This window comes from Promicromonospora sukumoe (assembly GCF_014137995.1).
Taxonomy (GTDB): domain Bacteria; phylum Actinomycetota; class Actinomycetes; order Actinomycetales; family Cellulomonadaceae; genus Promicromonospora; species Promicromonospora sukumoe.
On sequence record NZ_JACGWV010000001.1, the window covers coordinates 3,074,578 to 3,097,822 of the forward strand.

Annotated in this window: 25 protein-coding genes; 12 read left to right on the forward strand and 13 right to left on the reverse strand. The window is 72.2% G+C overall.

Annotated elements, in window-relative coordinates; genetic code table 11:
• Positions 1-63: 63 nt before the first annotated feature.
• The 3 genes from FHX71_RS13630 to FHX71_RS13640 all read left to right on the forward strand — a co-directional run bounded on the left by FHX71_RS13630 (position 64) and on the right by FHX71_RS13640 (position 3,300).
• Entirely contained in the window at positions 64-1,014 is a 951-nt protein-coding gene (locus FHX71_RS13630; protein ID WP_182617064.1) for a heparin lyase I family protein, read from the forward strand.
• A gap of 212 nt (positions 1,015-1,226) precedes the next feature.
• Entirely contained in the window at positions 1,227-1,481 is a 255-nt protein-coding gene (locus tag FHX71_RS13635; RefSeq protein ID WP_182617066.1) for a hypothetical protein, read from the forward strand.
• A 190-nt stretch (positions 1,482-1,671) separates the two neighbouring features.
• Entirely contained in the window at positions 1,672-3,300 is a 1,629-nt protein-coding gene (locus FHX71_RS13640; protein ID WP_182617068.1) for a beta-1,3-glucanase family protein, read from the forward strand.
• Positions 3,301-3,424: 124 nt separating this feature from the next.
• On the opposite strand, the gene FHX71_RS13645 is transcribed toward FHX71_RS13640, so the two are convergent.
• Complete coding sequence (locus FHX71_RS13645) at positions 3,425-3,784, reverse strand: hypothetical protein (protein ID WP_182617070.1); 360 nt, start codon at positions 3,782-3,784, stop codon at positions 3,425-3,427.
• Positions 3,785-3,808: 24 nt separating this feature from the next.
• Entirely contained in the window at positions 3,809-4,390 is a 582-nt protein-coding gene (locus tag FHX71_RS13650; protein WP_182617073.1) for a dihydrofolate reductase family protein, read from the reverse strand.
• A gap of 84 nt (positions 4,391-4,474) precedes the next feature.
• Between FHX71_RS13650 and FHX71_RS13655 the strand changes: the two genes are divergently transcribed.
• A complete protein-coding gene (locus FHX71_RS13655; protein ID WP_182617076.1) occupies positions 4,475-4,912 on the forward strand; it encodes a protein-tyrosine phosphatase family protein in 438 nt (145 codons plus the stop codon).
• A gap of 159 nt (positions 4,913-5,071) precedes the next feature.
• Here the strand turns inward: FHX71_RS13655 and gap are convergent, their stop codons facing one another.
• Positions 5,072-6,070 carry a type I glyceraldehyde-3-phosphate dehydrogenase gene (gene gap, locus FHX71_RS13660; RefSeq protein ID WP_182617078.1) on the reverse strand — a complete coding sequence of 333 codons (999 nt, stop codon included), beginning with the start codon at positions 6,068-6,070 and terminating at the stop codon, positions 5,072-5,074.
• A 215-nt stretch (positions 6,071-6,285) separates the two neighbouring features.
• Entirely contained in the window at positions 6,286-7,260 is a 975-nt protein-coding gene (locus FHX71_RS13665; protein ID WP_182617080.1) for a GlxA family transcriptional regulator, read from the reverse strand.
• Between the two features lie 52 nt (positions 7,261-7,312).
• Here FHX71_RS13665 and FHX71_RS29760 point away from each other — a divergent pair, with 52 nt between their 5' ends.
• Complete coding sequence (locus tag FHX71_RS29760; RefSeq protein WP_182617083.1) at positions 7,313-7,807, forward strand: GNAT family N-acetyltransferase; 495 nt, start codon at positions 7,313-7,315, stop codon at positions 7,805-7,807.
• On the opposite strand, the gene FHX71_RS13675 is transcribed toward FHX71_RS29760, so the two are convergent.
• Complete coding sequence (locus FHX71_RS13675) at positions 7,782-8,822, reverse strand: SDR family NAD(P)-dependent oxidoreductase (RefSeq protein ID WP_182617085.1); 1,041 nt, start codon at positions 8,820-8,822, stop codon at positions 7,782-7,784. The genes FHX71_RS29760 and FHX71_RS13675 overlap by 26 nt on opposite strands.
• A 76-nt stretch (positions 8,823-8,898) precedes the next feature.
• Here FHX71_RS13675 and FHX71_RS13680 point away from each other — a divergent pair, with 76 nt between their 5' ends.
• The gene (locus FHX71_RS13680) at positions 8,899-9,972 is read left to right on the forward strand and encodes an AraC family transcriptional regulator (RefSeq protein WP_220489675.1); all 1,074 of its coding nucleotides are present in this window, start codon (positions 8,899-8,901) and stop codon (positions 9,970-9,972) included.
• On the opposite strand, the gene FHX71_RS13685 is transcribed toward FHX71_RS13680, so the two are convergent.
• Complete coding sequence (locus FHX71_RS13685; protein WP_182617089.1) at positions 9,878-10,897, reverse strand: LacI family DNA-binding transcriptional regulator; 1,020 nt, start codon at positions 10,895-10,897, stop codon at positions 9,878-9,880. The two genes, FHX71_RS13680 and FHX71_RS13685, sit on opposite strands and share 95 nt — an antisense overlap.
• Positions 10,898-11,135: 238 nt before the next feature.
• On the opposite strand from FHX71_RS13685, the gene FHX71_RS13690 reads away from it, so the two are divergent.
• From FHX71_RS13690 to FHX71_RS13705, 4 genes are all read left to right on the forward strand, one after another.
• Positions 11,136-12,095, forward strand: coding sequence for a carbohydrate ABC transporter permease (locus FHX71_RS13690; RefSeq protein ID WP_182617091.1), 960 nt, complete (start codon positions 11,136-11,138; stop codon positions 12,093-12,095).
• Positions 12,085-12,984 (forward strand): carbohydrate ABC transporter permease, encoded by a 900-nt coding sequence (locus FHX71_RS13695; RefSeq protein ID WP_182617100.1) that lies wholly within the window; start codon positions 12,085-12,087, stop codon positions 12,982-12,984. The genes FHX71_RS13690 and FHX71_RS13695 overlap by 11 nt, the downstream gene beginning before the upstream one ends.
• 35 nt (positions 12,985-13,019) lie before the next feature.
• Positions 13,020-14,336 (forward strand): ABC transporter substrate-binding protein, encoded by a 1,317-nt coding sequence (locus tag FHX71_RS13700; RefSeq protein WP_182617102.1) that lies wholly within the window; start codon positions 13,020-13,022, stop codon positions 14,334-14,336.
• Positions 14,337-14,408: 72 nt separating this feature from the next.
• Complete coding sequence (locus FHX71_RS13705) at positions 14,409-15,614, forward strand: sialidase family protein (RefSeq protein WP_182617104.1); 1,206 nt, start codon at positions 14,409-14,411, stop codon at positions 15,612-15,614.
• A 4-nt stretch (positions 15,615-15,618) separates the two neighbouring features.
• On the opposite strand, the gene FHX71_RS13710 is transcribed toward FHX71_RS13705, so the two are convergent.
• The 5 genes from FHX71_RS13710 to FHX71_RS13730 form a co-directional block, all read right to left on the reverse strand.
• Positions 15,619-16,335, reverse strand: coding sequence for a DUF1361 domain-containing protein (locus FHX71_RS13710; protein WP_182617105.1), 717 nt, complete (start codon positions 16,333-16,335; stop codon positions 15,619-15,621).
• Between the two features lie 75 nt (positions 16,336-16,410).
• Positions 16,411-17,964 carry an AbgT family transporter gene (locus tag FHX71_RS13715; protein ID WP_182617107.1) on the reverse strand — a complete coding sequence of 518 codons (1,554 nt, stop codon included), beginning with the start codon at positions 17,962-17,964 and terminating at the stop codon, positions 16,411-16,413.
• Complete coding sequence (locus FHX71_RS13720) at positions 17,961-19,022, reverse strand: CE1 family esterase (RefSeq protein WP_246402565.1); 1,062 nt, start codon at positions 19,020-19,022, stop codon at positions 17,961-17,963. The genes FHX71_RS13715 and FHX71_RS13720 overlap by 4 nt, the downstream gene beginning before the upstream one ends.
• A gap of 107 nt (positions 19,023-19,129) precedes the next feature.
• Positions 19,130-19,897, reverse strand: coding sequence for a creatininase family protein (locus tag FHX71_RS13725; protein ID WP_312877043.1), 768 nt, complete (start codon positions 19,895-19,897; stop codon positions 19,130-19,132).
• Positions 19,894-20,583 (reverse strand): FadR/GntR family transcriptional regulator, encoded by a 690-nt coding sequence (locus FHX71_RS13730; protein WP_182617109.1) that lies wholly within the window; start codon positions 20,581-20,583, stop codon positions 19,894-19,896. The genes FHX71_RS13725 and FHX71_RS13730 overlap by 4 nt, the downstream gene beginning before the upstream one ends.
• Positions 20,584-20,785: 202 nt before the next feature.
• Here FHX71_RS13730 and FHX71_RS13735 point away from each other — a divergent pair, with 202 nt between their 5' ends.
• Both FHX71_RS13735 and FHX71_RS13740 read left to right on the forward strand, forming a co-directional pair.
• Positions 20,786-21,175: a helix-turn-helix domain-containing protein gene (locus FHX71_RS13735; protein WP_182618706.1), complete on the forward strand. Its 390-nt coding sequence runs from the start codon at positions 20,786-20,788 to the stop codon at positions 21,173-21,175.
• 77 nt (positions 21,176-21,252) lie between these two features.
• Positions 21,253-21,720: a VOC family protein gene (locus tag FHX71_RS13740; protein ID WP_182617111.1), complete on the forward strand. Its 468-nt coding sequence runs from the start codon at positions 21,253-21,255 to the stop codon at positions 21,718-21,720.
• A 13-nt stretch (positions 21,721-21,733) separates the two neighbouring features.
• On the opposite strand, the gene FHX71_RS13745 is transcribed toward FHX71_RS13740, so the two are convergent.
• Both FHX71_RS13745 and FHX71_RS13750 read right to left on the reverse strand, forming a co-directional pair.
• On the reverse strand, positions 21,734-22,630 hold the full coding sequence (locus FHX71_RS13745) for an LLM class flavin-dependent oxidoreductase (RefSeq protein ID WP_312877045.1): 897 nt from the start codon (positions 22,628-22,630) through the stop codon (positions 21,734-21,736).
• Positions 22,631-22,643: 13 nt separating this feature from the next.
• Complete coding sequence (locus FHX71_RS13750; protein WP_220489676.1) at positions 22,644-23,234, reverse strand: GNAT family N-acetyltransferase; 591 nt, start codon at positions 23,232-23,234, stop codon at positions 22,644-22,646.
• Positions 23,235-23,245 lie beyond the last annotated feature (11 nt).

The following is a 23,245-nucleotide window of genomic DNA, read 5'->3' on the forward strand; positions in this document are numbered from 1 at the left end:
GGGATGACATAGATGCAGATCTCGACCCCGAGTCGGCTTGCTCGAAGAATGACGGCTCTCGCCATGGCGGCAACCCTGACCGCCACGCTGGGAGTCGCCGCGGTGGCGACCACGCAGCCCGCCAGCGCGGCAGACAGTGCGGTAGAAGCGGTAGAAGAGGTCCCCAGCTACGCGATGGGCATCGTGGGTAGGCCCTGGACGATCCAGAACCCCACCCTGTGCGGTCCGACGATCGGTGACGGCGGCAACCTCGTGGAGAACGGGCGCACCTACGAGGGCAGGTGTCAGGGAGCAGGCCAGGTACCCACCATCACCGGGACCTCGGACGCACCGGCGCTGACGTTCCGGACGCAGCACGAATACAGGTACCCGGGCGCCATCCTGGACGACCCCGAGGCGAACACCTGGGTGGACGCCAACGGCGACAGGCTCCGGGACCGCACGGAGCTGGCGACGCCGGGGCGAACCCTTCCGTTCGACACCAACGTGTGGGTCGGGTTCGACATCCGCATCCCCGCAGGCGTCGACAGCGTGACCGGCAGCGGGGCGTACGTGATGCAGCTCTGGCAGTGCGCCGCGAACCCGATCGGCGGCATCCGTATCCAGTCCGGCGCCGGCAACGGGCACAACCTCCAGTTCACGCGCCGGGGCGACGAGCCGGGCGTGGACTACAACCCGGCGATGGTGACGAAGAGCGTCGGCACCAACGAGTGGCACTCCTTCGTCATCAAGTACCACGTGAAGCCCTACAGCGCCGGCGGCGCCAAGGGGCTCATCGAGGTCTGGCACCGGAGAGTGGGAGCGACCACCGTCGAGACGAAGATCCTCGAGCAGGAGGACTACTTCGGCTATGGCCCAAACTCCGCGTGCGAGAACGGTACCTACGACGACATGTTCCGGATCAAGTACGGCATGTACAAGGACTACCAGCCGGGCGCGACGTTCCGGGCCGACTACCGGAACGTGAGGATCGGCGCCAGCAAGGCGGAGGTCCAGCCCTACTACCGCGACTGATCCCCTGATCCGTCTGCGGTGATCAGCAGAGGCCCTCCGGCCAGCAGAAACGCAGGCCGGAGGGCCTTTCGCTTGCCTGCCCCACTGCTGACTCACGTTCACCAGGCCGGATCGAGCCGCATCGCCCACGGATACGGTCGCCCAGCGCCTGTTCGCACGCCGAACACGATTTTCCTGGCCACCGCGCTCGCCCGGCCAGGACCATGTGCCGCATGACCGATGCGATCGAGAACGTCCAGAACTCCCCGACCACGGCCAACAGGTCCGCCGGCCCGATCACCCTGGGGCTGGCCGGGCTGATCGTCGGAACGTTCCTCATCACCGTCGGCGCCGCCATCGGCACGGTGGCCGTGATCATCGGGGTCGCGGCCCTTCTGGTCGGGCTCTCCGCCCTGCTCGACGGCGTGCACAAGCTGGTCGAGAACCTCGACAACGCCACCCAGGCGATCCTGGACCAGCGGCACTAAATCACCCACCAGGGTGAAAAAGGGTGTCCGACTCGTGACATTGGCAGGGTTCCTCACTAATATCCGATTCCCTGACAGTCCAGTAAGTACAACGGCGTGCTACCCGGATACACGAGGAGATCTCCCCATGTCACGAACCCCGTCACATGCCCGAAGGCCCCGGCCCCGCGGCAGCAGCAGGCTCCGCAACGTGCTCGCCACGTTCGGTGCGTTCGCCGTCGTCGCGGCCACGCTCGTCGTCGCGCAACCCACCCCGGCGGCCGCCGTGCCCGCCACGATCCCCCTGACCATCACCAACGACTCCGGGCGGGGCGACCAGGTCTTCGTCTACGTCCTGGGCGACCCGGGCACCGGGCGGCTCGGCTGGGCCGACGCGTCCGGCGCGTTCCACGCCTGGCCCACCGTCGGCGGCACGCCGGTCGACGCACCCGACGCCTCGATCGCCGGCCCGGCGGACGGGCAGTCGAAGACCATCCAGCTGCCCAAGATGTCGGGCCGCGTGTACTTCTCGTACGGCAGCAAGCTGTCGTTCAAGATCGTCAACGACGGCCGGCTGGTCCAGCCCGCCGTCCAGAACCCGAGCGACCCGAACCGGAACAAGCTGTTCAGCTGGACCGAGTTCACGCTCAACGACTCGGGTCTATGGATCAACAGCACCCAGGTCGACTTCCTCTCCGCGCCGTACCAGACGGGCCTGCGCAAGGCCGACGGCACGGTGATCAGCACCGGCATGCTCAAGCCGAACGGCTACCAGAACGTCGTCAACGCCCTGGCCGGCACGCCCGGCTGGAGCAACCTGGCGCAGCGCGCCCCCGACGGCTCGCTGCTGCGCGTCCTGGCGCCCGGGCACGCGATCGGGACGGGTCAGATCGACGCGAACATCCTGTCGTCGTACGTGGACCAGGTGTGGTCCAAGTACACCAACGAGAACCTCACCGTCGCGCCCTACTCCTACGACCCCGCCGCGGTCTTCACGGGCCGGGTGCAGAACGGCGTCATGCGGTTCACCAACGCGTCGGGCGCGTACGTCACCGAGTTCCGCAAGCCGTCGAGCGACTCGATCTTCGGCTGCTACAACGACCTCGCCGCGCCGAACAACGACATCGGCGCCATCGCCCGCACCCTGTGCGCCGGCTTCCACCGCTCGACGCTGCTGACCCGCACCACCCAGCCGGGCACCAGCACCTCCGGGTTCTACGAGGCGTCCGTCACCGACTACTACTCCAAGTACATCCACCAGCAGATGGCGAACGGCAAGGCCTACGGCTTCGCGTTCGACGACGTGCTGGCGCAGGAGTCGCTGGTGCACGACGGCAACCCGTCGGCCGCCTACATCCAGCTCGACCCGTTCTCCGGCACCGCGACCCCGATCGCCGGTTCCGGCGGCGGCGACGGCGGTGGGGGCGACGGCGGCAGCGGCAGCGGGCCGCTGCCCTCCGGCACGGGCCCGGTGCGCGCGTCCAACGGCATGTGCGTGGACATCCCCTGGGCCGACTCGGTCAACGGCAACCCGCTGCAGATCGTGAACTGCAGCGGCAACGCCGCCCAGTCCTGGACCCGGTCGGGCTCGACGCTCAGCGCCCTCGGCCGGTGCGTCGACGTGGCTTCCGGCGGCACGACGGACGGCTCCGTGGTGCAGCTCTGGGAGTGCAACGGCACCGGCGCGCAGAGCTGGACCTACCAGTCCGCGAACCAGGCCCTCGTCAACCCCCAGTCGGGCAAGTGCCTGACGGCGGTCGGGGGCGCGCCCCTGCACGACGGCCAGCGCCTGGAGATCCGCACCTGCTCCGGCACCGCGGCGCAGCGCTGGACCTTCTGACCCGGCGTACGCCTGCACGGCACGGCCCCCGGTCGGCGTTCCTCGCCGGCCGGGGGCCGTGCCCTTCTCCTGGCCTACGTCTTCCTAGCCGGCGTCATTCCTGGCCGACGACGAACGCAAGGCTTCAGAGCCCACCCGCGAAGTCGCCGAGGATCGTGCGCCACAGCTCCCGCACCTCGTCGTTGCGCTCGGGCGTCTCGGCGCCGAGGTGCTGCACCACCAGCGCCGCCGTCCCGTTCCTCTTGGGCTCGCTGATGACGACGACGGACTCGCCGTCGCGCCCCTTCGCCCGCCAGGTGATGCGGTGCTCGGTGCCGCTGACCCCCACGTCGCCGACGATCAGGCCCCGCACGTCCTCGTTGGCGGCGGCGAAATCGGTCCACGCGCCCATGAGGGCCTCCATGCCGAGCGACGTCGACCGGCTGACGCTCGTCCGGAACGTGCCGTCCGGCCGCCCGCCAGGGATGCGCGAGCTCGTCGCCATGTCAGCATCCTGGCACGACGTCGCTCAGCGGCGCACCGGGTACCGCAGGTGCAGGGCGCGGCTCCCCTGCACGACCTCCGGGTCCTCCAGCAGCACGTGCCGGCCGAGGTTCGCGAAGTACGGGATGCCCTCGCCGAGCAGCACGGGCGCGAGGCTGACGCAGACGTCGTCGACCAGGCCGAGCGCCAGGGCCTGCTGGATGACGTCGGCGCTGGCGATCGTCACGTCCTTGTCGCCCGCGATCTCCCGGGCCCGGGCGACGGCCTCCGCGACACCGCTGACGAACGTCGTGCGCGGCCACCGGTCCGCGTGCCGCGGCGGGCGGTGGGTCACGACGACGACGGGGGCGCCCACGGGGTGGCTGTCGCCCCAGCCCTCGGTGATGTCGAACAGCCGGCGGCCCGAGACGAGGGCCCCGGTCCGCTCGGTCAGGTCGCGCAGCATCGCCGCGCCGGCCTCGTCGACCTTGAACGAGACACCCTCGTTGGCGGTGGTCATGGCGACGTCGCCGGCGTCGTACCAGTCGAAGAGGTCGTCGATGCGGTCGTCCGGGGCGGCGATGAACCCGTCCAGGGACATCGTCATGTGCGTGATCACCTTGCTCATCGCGTTCTCCTTTCCGGTTTCCCTCACCCTCCGACTGCGGAGGACCCCATTACTCATCGGCACCGGGCTCCCTACGCTGGAGCGATGGATCACTGGGAGACGGCGGACGGCGTCGTGGAGCTGCCCGACGGGCGGCGCGTGCGGGGCACGGGGCTGCGCCGTCCGCGCGGGGACGTGCCCCTACCCGACCTCGCGGTCTACCTGCAGGGCCGGGACCCGGGGTTCGCCGACCGGGAGTACCGCTGGGTGCGCTGGCGCGACTTCCGGCTGCCCGACTCGACGGAGCAGGCGCTGGCGGCCCTGCGGGAGGCCCACGTCCGGGCCGAGTCGGAGCGCGTGGAGATCGCCTGCGGCGGCGGCATCGGCAGGACGGGGACGGCGCTGTCGGTGCTGGCGATCATGAGCGGCGTGGCGCCCGACGACGCCGTGGCGTGGGTCCGCGCGCACTACCACCGGCGCGCGGTGGAGACCCGGGCGCAGCGGCGCTGGATCGCGGAGGTGGCGGCGTCGGCGCGGGCGTGAGCGGCGCTGGTGGGTGCGGCGGGTGGTCGGCACATGCGGGTGGTCGGCAAAAGGTCAGGTGATCGGCATTCGGAGCTGCCGACCACCTGACGTTCTACCGACCACCTGACGTTCTGCCGTGCAGCAGCAGCTCGTCCCGGGTCAGCCCGGGCGAGCGCGTCAGCCCTGGGCGAGCATCTCCAGCGTGTCGATCACGCGGTTCGAGAAGCCCCACTCGTTGTCGTACCAGGCCACGACCTTGACGTGGTTGCCGTCGACGCGCACCAGGGCGGCGTCGAAGATCGCGGAGGCTGCCTCACCGGTGATGTCGCTGGAGACCAGCGGCTCGTCGGAGTAATCGAGGATGCCGTTGAGGGCGCCGTCGGCCGCGGTGCGGTAGGCCGCCAGCACGTCCTCGCGGGTGACCTCGCGCGTGACCGTGGTGTTCAGCTCCACGAGGGAGCCCACGGGCACCGGCACGCGGATGGAGTCGCCCGAGAGCTTGCCGTTGAGGTTCGGCAGCACCAGGCCGATCGCCTTGGCGGCGCCCGTCGACGTCGGCGCGATGTTCACGGCGGCGGCCCGGGCACGGCGCAGGTCGCGGTGCGGCCCGTCCTGGAGGTTCTGCTCCTGGGTGTACGCGTGCACGGTGGTCATGAAGCCGTGCTCGATGCCGGCCAGGTCGTCCAGCACGGAGGCCAGCGGCGCCAGCGCGTTCGTGGTGCACGACGCGTTGGAGACGACGAAGTGCCGCTCCGGGTCGTAGGCGTCGGTGTTCACGCCGTAGGCGAGCGTCACGTCGGCCCCGGCGGCGGGGGCGCTGACCAGCACCTTCCGGGCCCCGGCGTCGATGTGCGCGCGGGCGGCCTCGGCCGAGGTGAAGCGACCGGTCGACTCCAGCACGAGGTCGACCTCCAGCTCCGCCCACGGAAGCTTGGCGGGCTCGCGCTCGGCGAGCACCTTGATCCGGTGGCCGTCGACGACGAGCACGTCGCCGTCCACCTCCACGAGGCGGCCCAGGCGGCCGAGCGCGCTGTCGTACTTGAGCAGGTGCGCCAGGGAGTCCGGGGCGGTGAGGTCGTTGATCGCGACCACCTCGAGCGTGCTGTCACGCTCCAGCAGGGCGCGGAGGGTGTTGCGGCCGATGCGGCCGAAACCGTTGATGGCGATGCGGGTCATGGGGTTCCTTTCGTCAGGTCCCATGCTCCGCGCGCGCGGCGTCGTCCGAAAGAGGCTGGAAGGCCACCGTGCGCAAGGATCTCGCCAGACACTTCGCCACCGGTCGCAAGGATCTCGCCAGCCCTGGTCAGAGCCCCTCGCACGTGTCAGACCCACAGGTCACCCGAGGGACCTGTAGGTCTGACACGTGCGACGTCTGACACGGGCCGTGACGGCTACGCGTCGCCGCCCGGGCCCGACGAGAACGTGTGCCGGTACTCCGTCGGCGACGTCCCCAGGATGCGGTGGAAGTGCAGGCGCAGGTTGGCGGCGGTGCCGAGCCCGACGCGGTGCGCGATCTGCTCGACGCTGAGGTCGCTGCGTTCCAGCAGCTCACGGGCCAGGTCGACGCGCGCCCGGAGCACCCACTGCATGGGCGTGTAGCCGGTGTCCTGGACGAACCGCCGCGAGAACGTGCGGGCCGACACCCGCGCGTTGCGCGCGAGCGCCTCCAGGGTGAGCTGTTCGGCGAGGTGCTCCAGGGCCCACTCGCGGGTGTCGGCGAACAGGTCGCCGAGCGGTTCGGGCACGCTGCGGGGCACGTACTGCGCCTGTCCCCCGCTGCGGTAGGGCGCGGCCACGAGCCGCCGGGCCACGTGGTTGGACAGGCCGACGCCGTGGTCGCGCCGGACGAGGTGCAGGCACAGGTCGATGCCGGACGCCGCGCCCGCGGAGGTGAGCACGCCGCCCTCGTCGACGAACAGCACGTTCTCGTCGACCTGCACCAGGGGGTGCCGCTCCCGCAGCGCCCTGGTGTAGTGCCAGTGGGTCGTGGCGCGCTTGCCGTCGAGCAGGCCGGTCGCCGCGAGCGCGAACGCGCCGGTCGAGATGGCCGCGAGCCGTGCCCCGCGCGCGTGCGCGGCGCGCAGCGCGTCGACGACGACGGCGGGCGGGTCGGCGGCGGCGGGCGTCCGGTACCCGGGGACGAACACGGTGTCGGCGCGCTCGAGCGCGTCCAGCCCCTCGGCCACGTGGTACGAGAGGCCGTCGCCGCCGGTCACGAGGCCGGGGGCGGCGCCGCAGACGCGCACCTCGTACGGCATGCTCGGCCGGTTCGAGAACACCTGCGCGGGGATGCCGACGTCGAGCGGCTTGGCGCCCTCCAGCACGAGCACGGCGACCTGGTGGTTCTTCCGGCGGGCAGGACTCACGCGAGGAATCCTAGGCCGCGCCGCCGTCGCGGACCCGTGCCAGCATGGGCCGGTGCCGTCAGACCTCGTGATCAGATCCGCCACCCTCGCCGACGCCCCGGCCCTGTCCGCGCTGCGGTGGCGCTGGGCCCAGCCCGGCCGCACGCCCGACGCAGGCGAGGCCCAGGACTTCGCCGCCGCGCTGGCCCGGTGGATGGAGACCCAGGGCGAGCGGTCCGCGTGCCAGGTCGCCGAGCTGGACGGCGCCCTGGTCGGGATGGCCTGGCTGGCGGTGTTCGAGCGCGTCCCCAACCCGGGCGACGCCGTCCGCCGCTCCGGTGACGTGCAGAGCGTGTTCGTCGTGCCCGAGCACCAGGGACGCGGCATCGGCCTGCGGCTGATGGAGTCGCTGTGCGCCGTGGCCGACGACCTGGGCATTCGCAAGCTCACGCTCGACTCCCGCGACTCGGTGATGCCGTTCTACGAGCGCCTGGGCTTCCGCTCCCAGGGGACCGTGATGACGAGGACCCGCTCCACGGCGCCTACCGTTCCAGCAGGCGCTCGCTGAGCTCCCAGAGCCGTCGGGCCGAGACCGGGTCGATCGCGTGCGGCACCACCGTGGCCGAGGGGTTCTGCTCGGTGGTGAAGTCCTGCTGCTGCTGCGGGTCCTCGTCCAGCGGCGAGACGTCGTTGTCCTTGAGGTAGACGCCGCCGACGTCGGCCAGCAGCGGGCTGGTGGCGGCGAACACGCTGGTGCTGGCGCCCTGCTGCACGGTCTTCTTCTCGTGCTCGGGGTCGATGACGGGCCTGCCCGCGTCGTCGACCAGCCCCATGGCGCGCAGCGCCTCGTCGTCGAGCAACGGGCCGGGACGCTGCTGCCCCGCGGCGACGAACGGGCCCAGCTCCGTGGTGACCACGATCCCGGGGTGCACCGCGTACCCGCGGACACCGTCGGCGACCCATCGGCGGTCCAGCTCCACGGCGAACAGCACGTTGGCCGTCTTGGACTGCCCGTAGCCGAGCATGCCCATCTCGTCGTAGTCGGTGGCGAAGTGCGGGTCGTCCCAGCGGATGTCGCTCACCCGGTGGCCGCCCGAGGTCAGGTTGACCACCCGGGCGCCGTCCGCGGCGCGCAGCGCGGGAAGCAGGCCGAGGGTGAGCTGGAAGTGGCCCAGGTGGTTGGTCGCGAACTGCGACTCGTAGCCGCGTGCGTCCCGCACGAGGGGCCCGCCCATCAGGCCGGCGTTGTTGATCAGGGCGTGCAGGGGCCGCCCGGAGGCGAGGTAGCGGGCGGCGAAGGCGTCCACCGAGTACGGGTCGACGAGGTCCAGCCTGCTGGTCTCGACGCGCTCGATGCCGGCCAGCCTGGCCGCGGCCCGTTCGGGGTCGCGCGAGCCGACGACGACGGTGGCACCCGCCGCCGCGAGCGCCCGCGTGGTCTCGCGGCCCAGCCCGTTGTGCCCGCCGGTGACCACCACGTGCCTGCCGGTCAGGTCGAGGCCGGCCAGGACGTCGTCGGTGGTCGAGGCGGCGGTGAAGCCGGTGCCGATGGGGTGCTGCCGGTGCGTGGCGTTTTGTGTCATGTCTTCAGCCTGCGACCGGAAGCCCGGACTCTGAATAGTTGTCCGTCCGTATTTTCTGCGCGATAGTACGGAGGTGATGGATGATCAGCTCTCCGAGGTGTTCGACCTCGTCGAGGTGCGTGGCGTCGTCTCCGGCGGGTTCGCCGTGCGGGGCCCGTGGGTCTCGCGGGCCACGGTCGAGGGGCTCAAGTTCGTCGCCATGGTCAGCGGCAGCGCCCGCCTGACCACGGACACCACCGAAGACCCGGTCCATCTCGGCCCGGGCGAGGTGGTCGTGCTGAACGGCCCCACCCGCTTCGTCGCCACGGGCGGGTCCGGCGACGGCCCGCCGCGCGAGGTCGTGCCGGACGCGGACTTCTCGTCCTTCGCCGCGGCACTGCCTCTGTCCGCGGGCGGGCCGGAGCACGCCGTCGTGATCGGGGGCCACGTGGACCTCGACCCCGCCGGCCAGGAGCTGCTGCGGCAGGCGCTGCCCCGGGTGGCGCACGTGCGGGGGTCCGGTGTCGGGGCGGACAACCTGCGCGGCAGCCTGCACCGGCTGTTCGTCGAGGTGACCGGAGCCCGGATGGGGTCGGCGTTCGCGGTGCGTCAGCACGGCCAGCTCCTGCTGCTGGAGGTGCTGCGCGCCTACGTCGAGCAGGCCGGGCTGCCCCCGGGCTGGTTGCGACTGCTGGCGGACGAGCGGCTGCGCCCCGCCGTCGGGCTGTTCCATGCCGACCCGGCCCGGGCGTGGGGGCTGGCCGAGCTGTCCCGGGCGGCGGCGATGTCCCGGACGTCGTTCGCGGAGCGGTTCCGCGCCGTGGCGGGCGTGCCGCCCATCGCCTACCTGAACCGCTGGCGGATGCTGCTGGCCCGGCGGGCCCTGCGCGACGGTGACACCCGGGTCGGCGCGCTGGCGGCCGAGCTGGGCTACGCGTCCGAGAGCGCGTTCAGCACGGCCTTCAAGCGGGAGGTCGGCGAGTCGCCCCTGCGCTACCGCGCCCGGGCGCGCGCCTCCGCCGCGGCCCGGCTCACGACGCCGGGCCCGACGCCCGCCCAGGCCGGCTCCGAAAGCGTCAGCCCAGCACCGGCGCCGGCCCCGTCGACTCCCGCAGCACCAGCCGGTTCAGCGGCAGCCGGGCGGCGTCCGGCTCGGGCTCCCCGCGGATGAGCGCGATGAGCCGCTCCATGGCGACCCGCCCCTGCTCCTCGCGGTCCACGACCACGCTGGACAGCGACGGCGTGGCGAACCGGCCGAGCTCCAGGTCGTCCCACCCCGAGACGCTCAGCCGCTGCGGCACACCCCAGCCCCGGTCCAGGGCGGCCCGGACGGCGCCGGTCGCCATGGGGTCGTTCGCCGCGATCACCGCCGTGACAGGGCTGGTGTCGGGCAGGGCGCGTACCGCGTCGTAGGCGCACTGCGCCGACCAGTCGCCGTCGACCACGCCGTGGGAGACGAGCCCGAGGCGCTCGATGACCTCCAGGTAGACCTGCCGCCGGGCCCGGGCCGAGGACCAGGCGTCCGGCCCCGCGACGTGCAGGAAGTGCCGGTGCCCCAGGCCCGCGAGGTGCTCGATGATCTCCCCGACCACCGACGCATCGGCGAGCTCGCCGATGCCGCGCAGCTCGTCGTCGTACTCCCCCACCACGACGAACGCCGCGCTGGAGGCGGTCCGGGGCTGGTCGCTGAGCCCGGGCAGCGAGCTGAGCGAGAGCACGCCCTCGACCTGCCCGGACGAGATCAGCTCCCAGGCGCGCTCGCTGCGCTCCTGGGGCCCGCCCTCGACGCTGACGACCTCCATGAGGAAGCCCGCCTCGTGCGCGACGGCTGCGGCGGCGCTGAGCAGGCGCGTCGGCAGCAGGAGCGCCGGGGCGGGCAGCAGCACCGCGAGGCGGCCCGTGCGGCGGGTGCGCATGGAGCGGGCCACCAGGTTGGGCCGGTAGCCGAGCTCCTCGATGGCCGCCTCGACCCGCCGCACGGTGTCGGGCTTGAGGCCGCCGTTGTGCCGCAGGTACCGCGAGACAGTCTGGTGGGAGACCTGTGCGAGGCGCGCGACCTGGATGATCGTCGGCCGCCGCACGGCGTTGTCGGGCATTCCGCCATCCTCTCGCTCCGGGCGGCCGGCCGGTCACCGTCACCTGCGTTGACAGCATAGTGAACGTTCACTATGTTGACGACGGAATCGAAAAGTGAACGATCACTTTTCTAGCACCCCATCTGCGACGACGCATGACACGATCCGAAGGAGCATCTGTGTCCTCAGCTCCCACCACCCCTCACGGAGGGTCCGGCGCCGCCAGGCGCGCCCGTCCGGTCAGCCCGGAGCGCGCGTCGTGAGCGCTATCGGCGAGCTGCGGACGCTCAGCCGTTCCGGCCGGGGCAGCCTGACCGCCGACCAGAAGGCGGCGCTGAAGAAGGAACGAAGCCGGGACTCGAAGGCCGCGGCGGTCTTCCTGGCGCCCTGGCTGCTCGGCCTGGTCGGCATCACGATCGGCCCGATGCTGGCCTCGCTCTACCTGGCCTTCACGGACTACAACCTGCTGCAGGACCCGAACTTCGTGGGGCTGGAGAACATCCAGCGCATGGTCGGTGACGAGCGGCTGGGCAAGTCGCTGGCCGCGACGCTCACCTACGTGGTGGTCTCCGTGCCGATCCAGCTCGCGGTCGCCCTCGGTCTCGCGCTCCTGCTGGACCGCGGCATCCGGGGCCTCGCCCTGTACCGGTCGATGCTCTACCTGCCCTCCCTGCTCGGGGCGAGTGTGGCCATCGCCGTGCTGTGGCGCCTCGTGTTCGGCGGAGAGGGCCTGGTCAACGCGTTCCTGGGCCTGTTCGGCATCCAGGGTCCCGCCTGGGTGGCCGAGCCGGACACCGCGCTCGGCACCCTGATCGTGCTGCACGTCTGGACGTTCGGCGCGCCGATGGTCATCTTCCTCGCCGGCCTGCGGCAGATCCCGCGGCAGTACTACGACGCCGCGTCGACCGACGGCGCGAACAAGTGGCAGCAGCTCCGCAAGATCACGCTGCCCCTGCTGAGCCCGATCATCTTCTTCAACCTGGTGCTCGGGCTGATCGGCAGCTTCCAGTCGTTCACGCAGGCGTTCATCGTCTCCAACGGCAGCGGCGGACCGGCCGACTCCACGCTCTTCTTCTCGCTGTACCTCTACCAGGAAGGCTTCGCCGGCTTCCGCATGGGGTACGCGTCGGCGCTCGCGTGGCTGCTGCTCATCATCATCGGCGCGTTCACGGCCCTGAACTTCTGGGCCTCGAAGTACTGGGTGTTCTATGACGACTGAAACTCTCGCAACCACCGACCCGACCACCGAGCCGGGCAAGGCCCCCCTGGTCATCAAGCACCGCCGGCGCCGCCCGCGCGTCCTGGCCCACGTGGGCCTGATCCTCGTCGCGGTCGTGATGCTGTACCCGCTGCTGTGGATGGTGACCAGCTCGCTGCGGCCGAACGACGAGATCTTCACCAGCCCCGGGCTGCTGATCGACACGTTCGACCTGAGCCACTACCCCGACGGCTGGAACGCCCTGAGCAAGCCGTTCGGCAGCTACCTGCTCAACTCGGCCCTGGTCGTGCTGGGCTCCGTGGTGGGCAACCTCGTGTCCTGCTCGATGGCGGCCTACGCGTTCGCCCGGCTGCAGTTCCGCGCCAAGACCGTCGCGTTCGCCGCGATGCTCCTGACCATCATGCTGCCGGTGCACGTGCTGATCATCCCGCAGTACGTGATGTTCGCCCAGATCGGCTGGATCAACACCTACCTGCCGCTGATCGTGCCCAAGCTGCTGGCCACGGACGCGTTCTTCGTGTTCCTCATGGTCCAGTTCGTGCGCGGCATCCCGCGCGAGCTCGACGAGGCCGCGCGGATCGACGGCGCCGGGCACGCCCGGATCTTCCTCCAGGTGATCCTGCCGCTCATGGTGCCCGCGCTGGCGACCACCACGATCTTCACGTTCATCTGGACCTGGAACGACTTCTTCTCCCAGCTCATCTTCGTGACCGACCCCGACCTCTACACGGTCCCGGTCGCGCTGCGGCAGTTCATCGACGCCCAGTCGCAGTCCGACTTCGGGGCGCTGTTCGCGATGAGCGTCGTCTCGCTGATCCCCGTGTTCCTCGTGTTCCTGTTCGGGCAGCGGTTCCTGCTGCGCGGCATCGCGACGACGGGCGGCAAGTGATGAGCCCACGACTTTCGACCGGAGGACGGCCCACGATGGAACGACGCGTGCGACGTGGTGTGCTGGCCGGCTCGGCCCTCGCCCTGAGCGTCGGCGTGGCCGGGTGCGGCATCGCCCCGGACCCCGCCGACGCGGAGCTCAGCGAGGGTGACGTGACCCTGACGATGACCTGGTGGGGCGCGGACGCCCGCCACCAGGCGACCCTCGACGCGATCGAGCTGTTCGAGGAGAAGAACCCCCGCATCACCGTGGAGCCCACGTACGCGGACTGGGGCGGGTACTGGGACCGCCTGGCGACGACGGCGGCGGCGGGAGACATGCCCGACGTCGTCCAGTTCGACCAGCTCTACCTCGCCTCGTACGCGGGACGCGGCGCCCTGCTCGACCTCGACGCGCTGCCGGAGTTCGTGGACGCGAGCTCGCTGCCCGAGACCGTGCTGGGCGGCGGGCGCGTGGACGGCAGCCTGTACGCCGTGCCGATCGGCGTGGCCGGGAACGGCGTCGTGCTGAACACCTCGGTCTTCGAGAAGTACGGCGTGCCGGTCCCCGACACGGACACGTGGACGTGGGACGAGTTCAACGCCACCGCCGAGGCGATCACCGAGGCGTCCGGCGGCGAGGTGCACGGCCTGACCCCGTTCGGGGCGGACTCGTTCACCCTGGAGGTCTTCGCCCGCCAGCGCGGCGAGGCGCTGTTCAACGAGGAGGGCGACGTCGCGATCGACCCCGCCACTCTCGCGGCCTACTGGCAGCAGCGGCTCGACTGGATCGAGTCGGGCGCCGCGCCGTCGGCCGCCGCCCTGAGCGAGAAGCAGGGCGTGCCGCTGGACCAGGGCAGCCTGGTCGTGGGCGACGTCGCGATGGAGTTCCAGCCGGCCGGGCTGTTCACGGCGATCTCGGCCGCCGCGCCCGACTCGAACTTCGAGATCGTGGACTGGCCGGCCGACCCGGGCACGCAGGAGGGCTTCCAGTACCCGAAGCCGTCGATGTACTGGGCGGGCTCGTCGCAGTCGGAGCACCCGGCCGAGGCCGCGCTGCTCATCGACTTCCTCGTCAACGACCCCGAGGTGGCCGAGGCGTTCGGCACGGAGCGCGGCATCCCCGCCAGCGAGGAGTTCCAGGCCGCGGTCGAGCCGTCGCTGGACGAGGCCGGCCGCAAGGCCCTGACGTTCACGGAGCTGGTGTCGAAGGAGGCGGGCGACGCACCGCCCATCACCCCGAACGGCGCCAGCGAGGTGGAGACGATCCTGTCCCGGTACAACCAGCAGGTGCAGTTCGGCCAGCTCACGCCGCAGGACGCCGCGCAGCGGTTCATCGAGGAGCTCCAGTCGGCCATCGACGCCACCGGCTGACGTAACCTGCACGACGAGCACGACCAGCGAGACCACTGTCCGAGATCACCGCCGATCAGAGAGGTGCCACCCATGGTTGTCCGACGCACGTTCACCGTCCTGGCGCTCGCCGCGCTCGCCCTGTCCACCGCCGTCGCCCCGGCGACGGCGGCCGGGGCCGGCGGGGCGGGCAGGGCCGAACCGCCACCGGGCGGGGCGGAGAACGGGACCCGCCTCATGGAGGGCGTCTCCCTGTACCCGCGCGCGATCGAGCTGGAGCACTCCGGCGAGGCGGACGGCACCATCGTGGTCAGCACCGTCACGTTCGACGGCGACACCGGGCACGGCGCGATCTTCCACAGCACGGACGACGGCCGCAGCTTCGAGCGCGTCGGCACGGTCTCCGACCCGGGGGCCACGCAGGGGCTGTGCTGCTCCACGCTGTTCGAGCTGCCGCGGCAGGTCGGCGACCTGCCGGAGGGCACCCTGCTGTGGTCGGCGTCGGTGGGCCAGCAGGAGGACGAGTCCACGCGCCGGATGACGCTGCCGGTCTGGGCCAGCACGGACCAGGGCCGTACGTGGGAGCACGTCTCGACGGCGGCGACGGCGTCGGGCGGCAAGGGGCTGTGGGAGCCGGAGTTCGCCGTCTCCCCCGGCGGCGAGCTGGTGCTGTACGTCTCCGACGAGAACCAGCAGCCCACGCACAGCCAGGTGATCGTGCAGGCCACGTCGCCCGACGGCGTGACCTGGTCGCCGCTGACCGACGTGATCGCGCTGCCGGACTCCGGGCTGCGCCCGGGGATGCCGGTGGTGCGGACGCTGCCGGAGGGCGACTACCTGATGAGCTACGAGGTGTGCGGCCCGGTGCAGGACTGCCGGCACTACACGCGCCGCTCGGCGGACGGGACCGCCTGGCAGCCGGTCACCGAGATCGGCGCGCCGGTCGAGACGGCGGACGGCACGCACTTCCGGCACACCCCGAACATCTCCTGGTACGACGACGGCACGCCGGACGGGCGGCTGCTCGGCGTCGGGCAGATGCTCTACGGGGCCGACGGCGCGGTGCTACCCGGCAGCGGGTCCACGCTCATGACCAACGAGGGCGTGCCGGAGGACGACTGGGCCACGGCGCAGGCGCCGGTGAGCATCCTCGACCCGTGGAACAACTACTGCCCCAACTACAGCCCCACGCTGCTGGCGCTGCCGGAGCGGGGTGAGGTGCTGGAGCTGTCCACGGGCTACGAGTCGGAGGGCGGTGCCTGCACCACGTACTTCGGTGTGGGGGCGCTGCCGGACTGAGCGCTCAGACGCTCACGGCGGCCACCATCAGCACCACGGGCGCGACCACGAGCAGGTACACCAGCCCGAAGAACAGCGTGTGCACGACGACGAACCCGGCGAGCGTCCGCCAGTGGGCCGCCACCCGGAAGTGCTCGGCGAGCTTGCGCACGAACGACCCGGGGTGCAGCAGGTCCCAGGAGTTGAACCGGATGTACCGCCCCAGGTAGATGCCCACGCTGACCAGCACGAGAGTGACCCCTACCAGCACCCACGAGTCGGGCTGCCGGTAGGGGTCGTCGTCGTTGGGCCGCATGATCAGCACGAAGGCGAACTGGACCAGCAGCACGTTCATCAGCATGTTCAGCACGCCCGACAGCGCGAGCGAGAGCACCATGACGATGTCGTACCAGAGCGGCGCCGGGTCCTCGACAGGCCGCCGGTGGGAGAAGTTCAGCTCCGTGACCAGGTAGGCCGCGTTCGGCAGCAGCAGCACCCAGACGAGCAGCACCAGCGCGATCACCGTGAGCATGAGCACCTGGTTCGGCACGAACGTGATGATGCCCAGCACCAGCAGCACCCCGACGCCGAGGACCACGGCGGGCGCGACCGACAGCCCGACGTTCAGCACCATCGGCCAGTACACCGGCAGCTTGAACAACGGGGCCCGCAGCAGCACCAGCGCCAGGGCGAAGACGTTGAGCAGGACGATGCCGGCGGGCAGCAGCAGGATCGCGTTCATCACCGGCCATCATCACCGTGGCCCCGCCGTCGTGCCCGACGGCGGGGCCACGTGTGCGTCAGCGCACGGGCGGCGTCAGCGCACCGGCGCGCCCGGCCCGAGCGGGATGCCGAGCGCCCACCAGGCGAAGAACAGCGCGGTCCAGGCGAGCGTCATGCAGACCGCGAGCGGCAGCGTGTACGAGGCCAGGGTGCCGATGCCGGCGTCCTTGCGGTACCGCTGCAGGAACCCGAGCGCCATGATGAAGTACGGGCTCATCGGCGTGATCGCCGTCGACCCCGAGTCGGCGATGCGGAACAGCGCCTGCGTGGTCTCGGCGGGCACGTCCAGCAGCATCAGCATGGGCACGACGACGGGCGCCGCGATGGCCCACATCGCCGAGCCGCTGGTCACGAGCACGTTCACCACGGACAGCAGCGCGAGGATCGCCAGGAACACCGCCCAGATCGGCACGCCGCTGGTCTCCAGCGCCTCGGCGGAGTTCACGGCGATGACGTCGCCGATGTGCGTCCAGTCGAAGTACGCCAGGAACTGCGCGATGGCAAAGAACAGCACGAGGACCGGCGCCATCTGCCGCACGCCCTCGGCCATCAGCTTGGGCACGTCTCCCGCCGTCGTGATCTCCCCGGACCGCCAGCCGTACACGATGCCGACCAGCGCGAACAGCACGGCCACGATCGCCGCGATGCCGTCCAGGAACGGCGACTCCGTCAGGCTGCCGCCCTCGCCCCGCAGCGGGGACGACGGCAGCAGCACCACCACGGCGATCAGCACGATCGCGGCCAGGCCCGACAGCAGCGCGGCGCGCAGGGCCTTGCGGTCCCGCGGCGAGAGCTCCAGGCCCGCGACGTCGTCCAGGTCGGCGTCCGGGTCCGCGTCCAGGTCCGGCCGCTTGGCCAGGACCAAGTTCGTGACCAGGGTGATCACGATCGCCAGCAGCAGCGACGAGCCGATGTTGAAGTACCAGTTGCTCACCGGCGAGACGTACGCGTTCGGGTCGATGATCCGCGCGGCCTCCGTGGTGATGCCCGCGAAGATCGCGTCGTTCGGCGTCGGGACGGGGCTCGCGTCGTACCCGGACGCGATCGACGTGTACGCGACGACGACGCCGAGGATCGGCGACTTGCCCACCGCCCGGAACGCCAGCCCGCCCAGCGGCACCAGGATGATGTACGCGGCGGCGCTCGCCACGTGCGAGACGGTGCCCGCGAACGCCACGGCGAAGACGACCCAGCCGACCGGCACCCGGGAGACGGAGACCTTCATCGCCGCCGACAGGAAGCCCGTGCGCTCCGCGATGGCGACACCCATGATGACCACGACGATGGTGCCCATCGGGCCGAACGTCGCGAAGTTGTCGACGGCGGTCGACACGGCCATCGCCAGGCCCGCGCCGCTGAGCAGGTTCTGCACCACGACGGTCTCGCCGTCGGCGGGCGAGACCACGGACACGCCCGCCGCCGCCAGCCCGGCGCTCGTCACGCCCAGGATGGCCGCGAGGATCCAGAACAGCCAGAACGGGTGCGGCAGGGCGTTGCCGAGCCGCTCGACGACGGCGAGCGCCCGCAGCACGCGGGGCAGGCGGTCCGGCTCGGTGCCGGGCGTGGCCGGCTTCGAGGGGGCGCTCATGACGCCGCCCCGGTGAGGAACCGGACCGGCAGCCGCTCGTCGCCCAGGAACTCCCAGAGCACCTCGTGGGCCTCGATGCTGTGCGTCGCGTACCCGCCGCCGGAGTAGCTGTCCTCCCCCGGCCAGGTGTGCCCGCCGCCGAGCACCGCCACGTGCGTCACCTCGGCGCCCCGGTCGCAGTCCGTCCAGCGGGACGTGGTCACGTCGAACGCCGTCTGCTCGACGTCGGGCCCCGTGGCGCAGCCGTTGCGCCCGGCCCAGCCGCCCACCCAGTCCGGGATCGCGGGCAGGCCGCGGTCCGGGTCGCCCGCGTACGGGATGGTCACGTCGTCCGTGCCGTGGAAGTCGATCACCGGCACCGGCCGCGCCGGGTCGCAGTCCGGGTGGCCCGTGCCGTAGAACGCGGCGGCCACCGGGGCGATCGCGGCGATCCGGTCGGACAGCTCGCACGCCAGGATGCCCGTGAAGCCCGCGCCGTTGGACTTGCCGGTCGCGTACACGCGCCGCGGGTCCACGCACAGGTCCCGCTCCAGGGTGTCCAGCAGGTCGTTCGTGTACGCGATGTCGTCGACGCCGGGGGCCGAGTACGGCGCGCCCTCCCAGGCCTGCCGGTCGCCGTCGCCGGTGCCGATCACGCCGTTGCCGTACGCGACGATCGCGGGCAGCGCGTCCAGGCCGGAGAACGCCTCCGTGCCCGCGCCTGTGTTGCCGCGGCCGTGGAACACCAGGACGACGGGCCATGCCCGGTCGCTGCGGTAGCCGTCCGGCAGGTGGAGCTGGACGGTGCGCTCGCGGCCGTCGCTGGTCAGGGTGCGCAGCACGCTGCTGCCCGGCTCCTGGCCGGGGTCGGTGCCGCAGCCCGCGGAGCGCAGGGGGTGGGCAGATGGCGCGGCCGGTGCGGGCGCGGCCGCCGCCGTCGTGGCGCCGACCGGGCCGGCCAGGCCGGAGGCGGCGAGCGCCAGCGCGGTCAGGAGCGCCGCGCGCCGGCCCGGCCGCCGTTGGCCGTGCCCTCGTCGTCCGTCGGGCGCGGGTCGGGGTGATGCTGTCGTCGTTGACATGCGAGTCCTTTCTGGGCGCCAGGCCGCGTGCGGGCATGGCGGGGCGGACACCTGGCGGGCCAGGTGCGTGCGGTGGGGTTGCTGTGGGTGCTGTCGGGGTGCCGGCGCTACGCGGGCGGCCACTCCGTGAGGAAGGTCGTGATGCGGTCGACGATCGCCTTGACGATCGCGGCGCCGTCCTCGGCGGTGGCGCGGCGCGGGTCGCCGAGCACGCCGTTGGGGCTGAGCCGGTCGTACGGCAGGGTCAGGGCGGGCTGCGCGTGGCGGCGCGCCGTGCGGGAGACGTCGTCGAGCTGGTCCGGGGTGGTGGTGCCCGGCTCCAGCCGGTCGGTGTGCACCAGGTGGGGCGCGAGGTGCAGCATCTGCGCGGTCTCGGCCTCGCCGGAGTGCCCGTGCACGGCGCTGGGCTCCATGGCGGCCACGGCGTCGCCCGCGAGCGACGTCAGCGGCGACCAGGCGAGCTGCACGCCCGGGTGGGACACGAGCAGGTCCTGCGCCACCGTCGTCAGCGTCGCGTTGTTGCCCCCGTGCCCGGTGACCACCAGGAACCGGGTCCAGCCGTGCCGGTGCAGGCTGGTCACGTACTCGCGCACGACGGCGGCGAACGTCGTCGTCGTCAGCGTGACCGTGCCCGCGAACGCCATGTGGTGCGGCGAGACCCCCACGGGGATCGACGGCCCCACCACCACCTGGCCGGGCAGGTTCGCGGCGACCTGCGCCACCACACCCTCGGCCCGCACCAGGTCCGTGCCGAGCGCCATGCCCGGGCCGTGCTGCTCCAGCGCCCCGGCCGGGATCACCACGACCGTGCCGCGCGCGACGGCGTCCGCCGCCTCCGCCGTCGTCATCTCCGCCAGAAGGTACGGAGCGCTCACGGGGCCACCTCCCCGAAGTCCGCCGCCTCCAGCGACTCCCGGATCGTGGTCAGGTGCGCCCGCGTCAGCCGCTCGGCGGCCGCGCCGTCGCCGTCGCGCACTGCGGCCAGGATCTCCAGGTGCTCCGCGTGGTCCCGCTGCCGGTCGTCGTACCGGAACCGGATCTCCGTCTGCTCCGACGCCCGCACGTGCAGCAGCGCCTCCACCGTCTCGCGCAGCAGCCCGTTGCCCGACGCCGCCGCCAGCTCCACATGGAAGTTCAACGCCGGCCGGAACCCGTGCACCGGCGGCTGCAGCGCCGTCGCCGCCGCGGCCTCCAGCCGCTGCAGGGCGGCGGCGTCACGGGCGCTCGCGGCGAGGGCGGCGATGCCCGGCTCGATCACCAGGCGGGCCTGGACCAGCTCGATCACCGAGGAGCGCGTGATGTGCGGCCGGTGCGGGTTGGCCAGCACCGACCGCTCGATGCCCGGGCCGATGTAGGTGCCGGAGCCGTGCCGCAGCTCGACCACGCCGGTCGCCTCCAGCCGCCGCAGGGCCTCCCGGACCGTGGGCGTCGTGACGGCGAACCGCTTGGCCAGGTCGCGGGAGGACTCCAGCACGTCGCCGGGGCCGAGGCTCTCGGAGCGGATCAGCTGGACGATGTCGTCCGCGAGCTGCTCGGAGAAGGAGGCTCTACCTTGAGTCATAAAGTGACTAAATCACTTGAGCACCGGGGTCGTCAAGGCTCCCCCGGACTGAGGTGGGTTCAGCAGGCCGCGGGCGACCGCATCGGCGCCGGAACGGTCGCCGGCGGCCTGCTGAATCCAGGTCAGCGACCGGCGCGGTTCCCGGTCGTAGGGTGGGGGCGTGAGCTTTGGGGTGGCTGCACGGCCGCAGGTGCGGCGTGGGATGTCGACGCGCGAGCGGGACAACCGGCTGCTGCTGCGCGCCCGGGACGCCATCGACCGCGACTACGCCGCGCCGCTCGACGTGCCGACCCTGGCCCGGATCGCGCACGTCTCGCCGTCCCACTTCAGCCGCAGCTTCCGGGCGACGTTCGGCGAGACGCCGCACCGCTACCTGCAGCGACGCCGGCTGGAGCGCGCGATGGCGCTGCTGCGCAACACGGCCACGCCGGTGACGGAGGTTGCGCTGCTGGTGGGGTCCAACAGCCTGGGCACGTTCAGCCGCACGTTCCGGGACGTCGTCGGCGTCTCCCCGACGGAGTACCGGCGGCGGACCCGGCCGGTCGCCGCCCCCGTGTGCTTCGTGAAGAGCTGGATGCGGCCGGCGGGCTGAGCGGTCCCGGCCAAGCAATCCCGGCCGAGCAGTTTCGGAGAAGCGCACCCGGCCGGACCGGTCCTAGCGTGGTAAACATGTTCAAGAACATCTCCATCACCGCCGTGACCGTGCTCGACCAGGACGAGGCCCTCGACTTCTACGTCGGCAAGCTCGGGTTCGAGGTCAGCAACGACGTCGACATGGGCTTCATGCGCTGGCTGACCGTCTCCCTGCCGTCGGACCCGGACCGCCACCTGCTCCTGGAGGTGCCGGGCCCGCCGTCCCTGAGCGAGGAGGTCGCGGCGCAGGTCCGGGACCTGGTGACCAAGGGTGCGCTCGGGGTCGCGTGCATCCTGACCACCGACGACTGCCGGCGCACCTACACCGACCTGCGCGCGAAGGGCGTCGAGTTCACCGAGGAGCCCGTCGAGCAGCCGTACGGCATCGACTGCGCCCTGCGCGACCCGTTCGGCAACCACATCCGCATCACGCAGCCGGCGACCGGCCCGGTGAACGTCACCGACGAGGACATCGCGCGCTGGAACGCGGACCAGCGGAGCTGAGCGCCCGACGGGCTCAGAGCCGGGGCGGGCCGGCCTCGACCCGGCGCAGGACCGTCGGCAGGGAGTAGAGGTCCGGCGACTCGTACAGGCCGCGCTCGTCCCACCAGGTCGCCCCGGCCTCGGCCAGCGGCCCGACGACGTCGGCCGCCGCCTCCGGCGTCGTCAGCCCGCCGACGACGACCTCGAACGGGCCGACGGCGCCTGACGGGAGGGCACCGTCGGACGGGAGGACGCCGCCGGACGAGCCCTGCGCCGCCCGGTGCTCGGACACATAGCCAGTGACCTCGCGGACCTCGCCGGGCGTGGGCGGCACACCGTGCCCGGACGCGAACAGCGGCACGACGCCGTCCCACCGCGCCGCCCGCCGGAACGGCCGGCGGGCCGGCCAGAAGCCGCCGACCCACACCGGGGGCCGGGGGCGCTGGGCCGTGGCGGGGAGGATCTCGACGTCGCGCACCCGGTAGTGCGGGCCGTCGTGGTCGACGCGCTCCCCCGCCCAGTACCGGGCGAGCAGGCCGAGGCCCTCGTCGAGCTTCTCCGCGAGCACCACGGGGTCGGTCTCGTCGCCGAAGCTGCCGAACTCGTCCTCGACGGGCCCGCCCAGCCCGGCACCGAAGACCACGCGGCCGCCGCTGAGCACATCGAGGGTCGCGACCTGGCGGGCGAGCTGCTCGGGGCGCCGTCGGGCCACGGGCGTGACCAACGTGCCGAGCCGGATCGTCGACGTCGCGAGCGCCGCGGCGGTGAGCAGCATCCACGGGTCGCCGAACGGCTGGCCGCGGCGCGACTCCTTGCGGTGGACCACGTGGTCCCAGACGAACAGGCCGTCCCAGCCGGCGTCCTCGGCGGCGCGCGCCACGGTGGCGACGGCGCGCGGGTCGGCGAAGTCGCCGAAGTTGGGGACGTTCACGGAGCAGCGCATCTCAGGCCTCGCCCCCGGCGTCGGCCGTGCGGAGGTCGCTCAGGTCGCGCCACATGATCCGCAGGCCGACGTCGCCCAGCTCGGGGTGCCGGAACGCGCCGGGCGCGATGCCGAGGGTGACGAAGCCGAGGCTCTCGTACAGGTGCACGGCGGCGGCGTTCGTGTCGACCACGGCGTTGAACTGGATCGCGGCGAAGCCCTCGCGGGCGGCCCAGGCGATCATGTCCTCGACCAGCGCGCGGCCGGCGCCGGAGCCGCGCACCGCTCGGTCGACCATGATGCTGCCCGACGCGATGTGGCTGCCCGGACCCGGCCGGTTGGGGTACATGTTCGCGGTGCCGACCACCACGCCGTCACGCTCGGCGACGACGACGCGCCGCGGCGCCTCCAGCCACCCCGCGCGGGCGTCGGCCTCGCCCATGGTGGGCTCGTACGCGAAGGTGTCGGCGGCGCGCACGACCTCCTGGACGATCGGCCAGATGACGGGCCAGTCCGCGGCGCCGGCCTCCCGCACGCTGGTCACGGCCCGGGGCCCGACGTCGGACGTGGCGTCAGGACGGGAGCCGGCTGCGGCGTCGCTGGGTGCGCTCATGCGCCCACCCT

What these genes read in the sequence shown, in the direction of transcription:
- FHX71_RS13630 (WP_182617064.1), top strand. Translation starts at nt 64, where the DNA reads ATGGCGGCAACCCTGACCGCCACGCTGGGAGTCGCCGCGGTGGCGACC.
- FHX71_RS13635 (WP_182617066.1), top strand. Translation starts at nt 1,227, where the DNA reads ATGACCGATGCGATCGAGAACGTCCAGAACTCCCCGACCACGGCCAAC.
- FHX71_RS13645 (WP_182617070.1), bottom strand. Translation starts at nt 3,784, where the DNA reads ATGGCGACGAGCTCGCGCATCCCTGGCGGGCGGCCGGACGGCACGTTC.
- FHX71_RS13650 (WP_182617073.1), bottom strand. Translation starts at nt 4,390, where the DNA reads ATGAGCAAGGTGATCACGCACATGACGATGTCCCTGGACGGGTTCATC.
- FHX71_RS13655 (WP_182617076.1), top strand. Translation starts at nt 4,475, where the DNA reads ATGGATCACTGGGAGACGGCGGACGGCGTCGTGGAGCTGCCCGACGGG.
- gap (WP_182617078.1), bottom strand. Translation starts at nt 6,070, where the DNA reads ATGACCCGCATCGCCATCAACGGTTTCGGCCGCATCGGCCGCAACACC.
- FHX71_RS13675 (WP_182617085.1), bottom strand. Translation starts at nt 8,822, where the DNA reads ATGACACAAAACGCCACGCACCGGCAGCACCCCATCGGCACCGGCTTC.
- FHX71_RS13680 (WP_220489675.1), top strand. Translation starts at nt 8,899, where the DNA reads ATGGATGATCAGCTCTCCGAGGTGTTCGACCTCGTCGAGGTGCGTGGC.
- FHX71_RS13685 (WP_182617089.1), bottom strand. Translation starts at nt 10,897, where the DNA reads ATGCCCGACAACGCCGTGCGGCGGCCGACGATCATCCAGGTCGCGCGC.
- FHX71_RS13695 (WP_182617100.1), top strand. Translation starts at nt 12,085, where the DNA reads ATGACGACTGAAACTCTCGCAACCACCGACCCGACCACCGAGCCGGGC.
- FHX71_RS13700 (WP_182617102.1), top strand. Translation starts at nt 13,020, where the DNA reads ATGGAACGACGCGTGCGACGTGGTGTGCTGGCCGGCTCGGCCCTCGCC.
- FHX71_RS13705 (WP_182617104.1), top strand. Translation starts at nt 14,409, where the DNA reads ATGGTTGTCCGACGCACGTTCACCGTCCTGGCGCTCGCCGCGCTCGCC.
- FHX71_RS13710 (WP_182617105.1), bottom strand. Translation starts at nt 16,335, where the DNA reads ATGAACGCGATCCTGCTGCTGCCCGCCGGCATCGTCCTGCTCAACGTC.
- FHX71_RS13715 (WP_182617107.1), bottom strand. Translation starts at nt 17,964, where the DNA reads ATGAGCGCCCCCTCGAAGCCGGCCACGCCCGGCACCGAGCCGGACCGC.
- FHX71_RS13720 (WP_246402565.1), bottom strand. Translation starts at nt 19,022, where the DNA reads ATGTCAACGACGACAGCATCACCCCGACCCGCGCCCGACGGACGACGA.
- FHX71_RS13730 (WP_182617109.1), bottom strand. Translation starts at nt 20,583, where the DNA reads ATGACTCAAGGTAGAGCCTCCTTCTCCGAGCAGCTCGCGGACGACATC.
- FHX71_RS13735 (WP_182618706.1), top strand. Translation starts at nt 20,786, where the DNA reads ATGTCGACGCGCGAGCGGGACAACCGGCTGCTGCTGCGCGCCCGGGAC.
- FHX71_RS13740 (WP_182617111.1), top strand. Translation starts at nt 21,253, where the DNA reads ATGTTCAAGAACATCTCCATCACCGCCGTGACCGTGCTCGACCAGGAC.
- FHX71_RS13750 (WP_220489676.1), bottom strand. Translation starts at nt 23,234, where the DNA reads ATGAGCGCACCCAGCGACGCCGCAGCCGGCTCCCGTCCTGACGCCACG.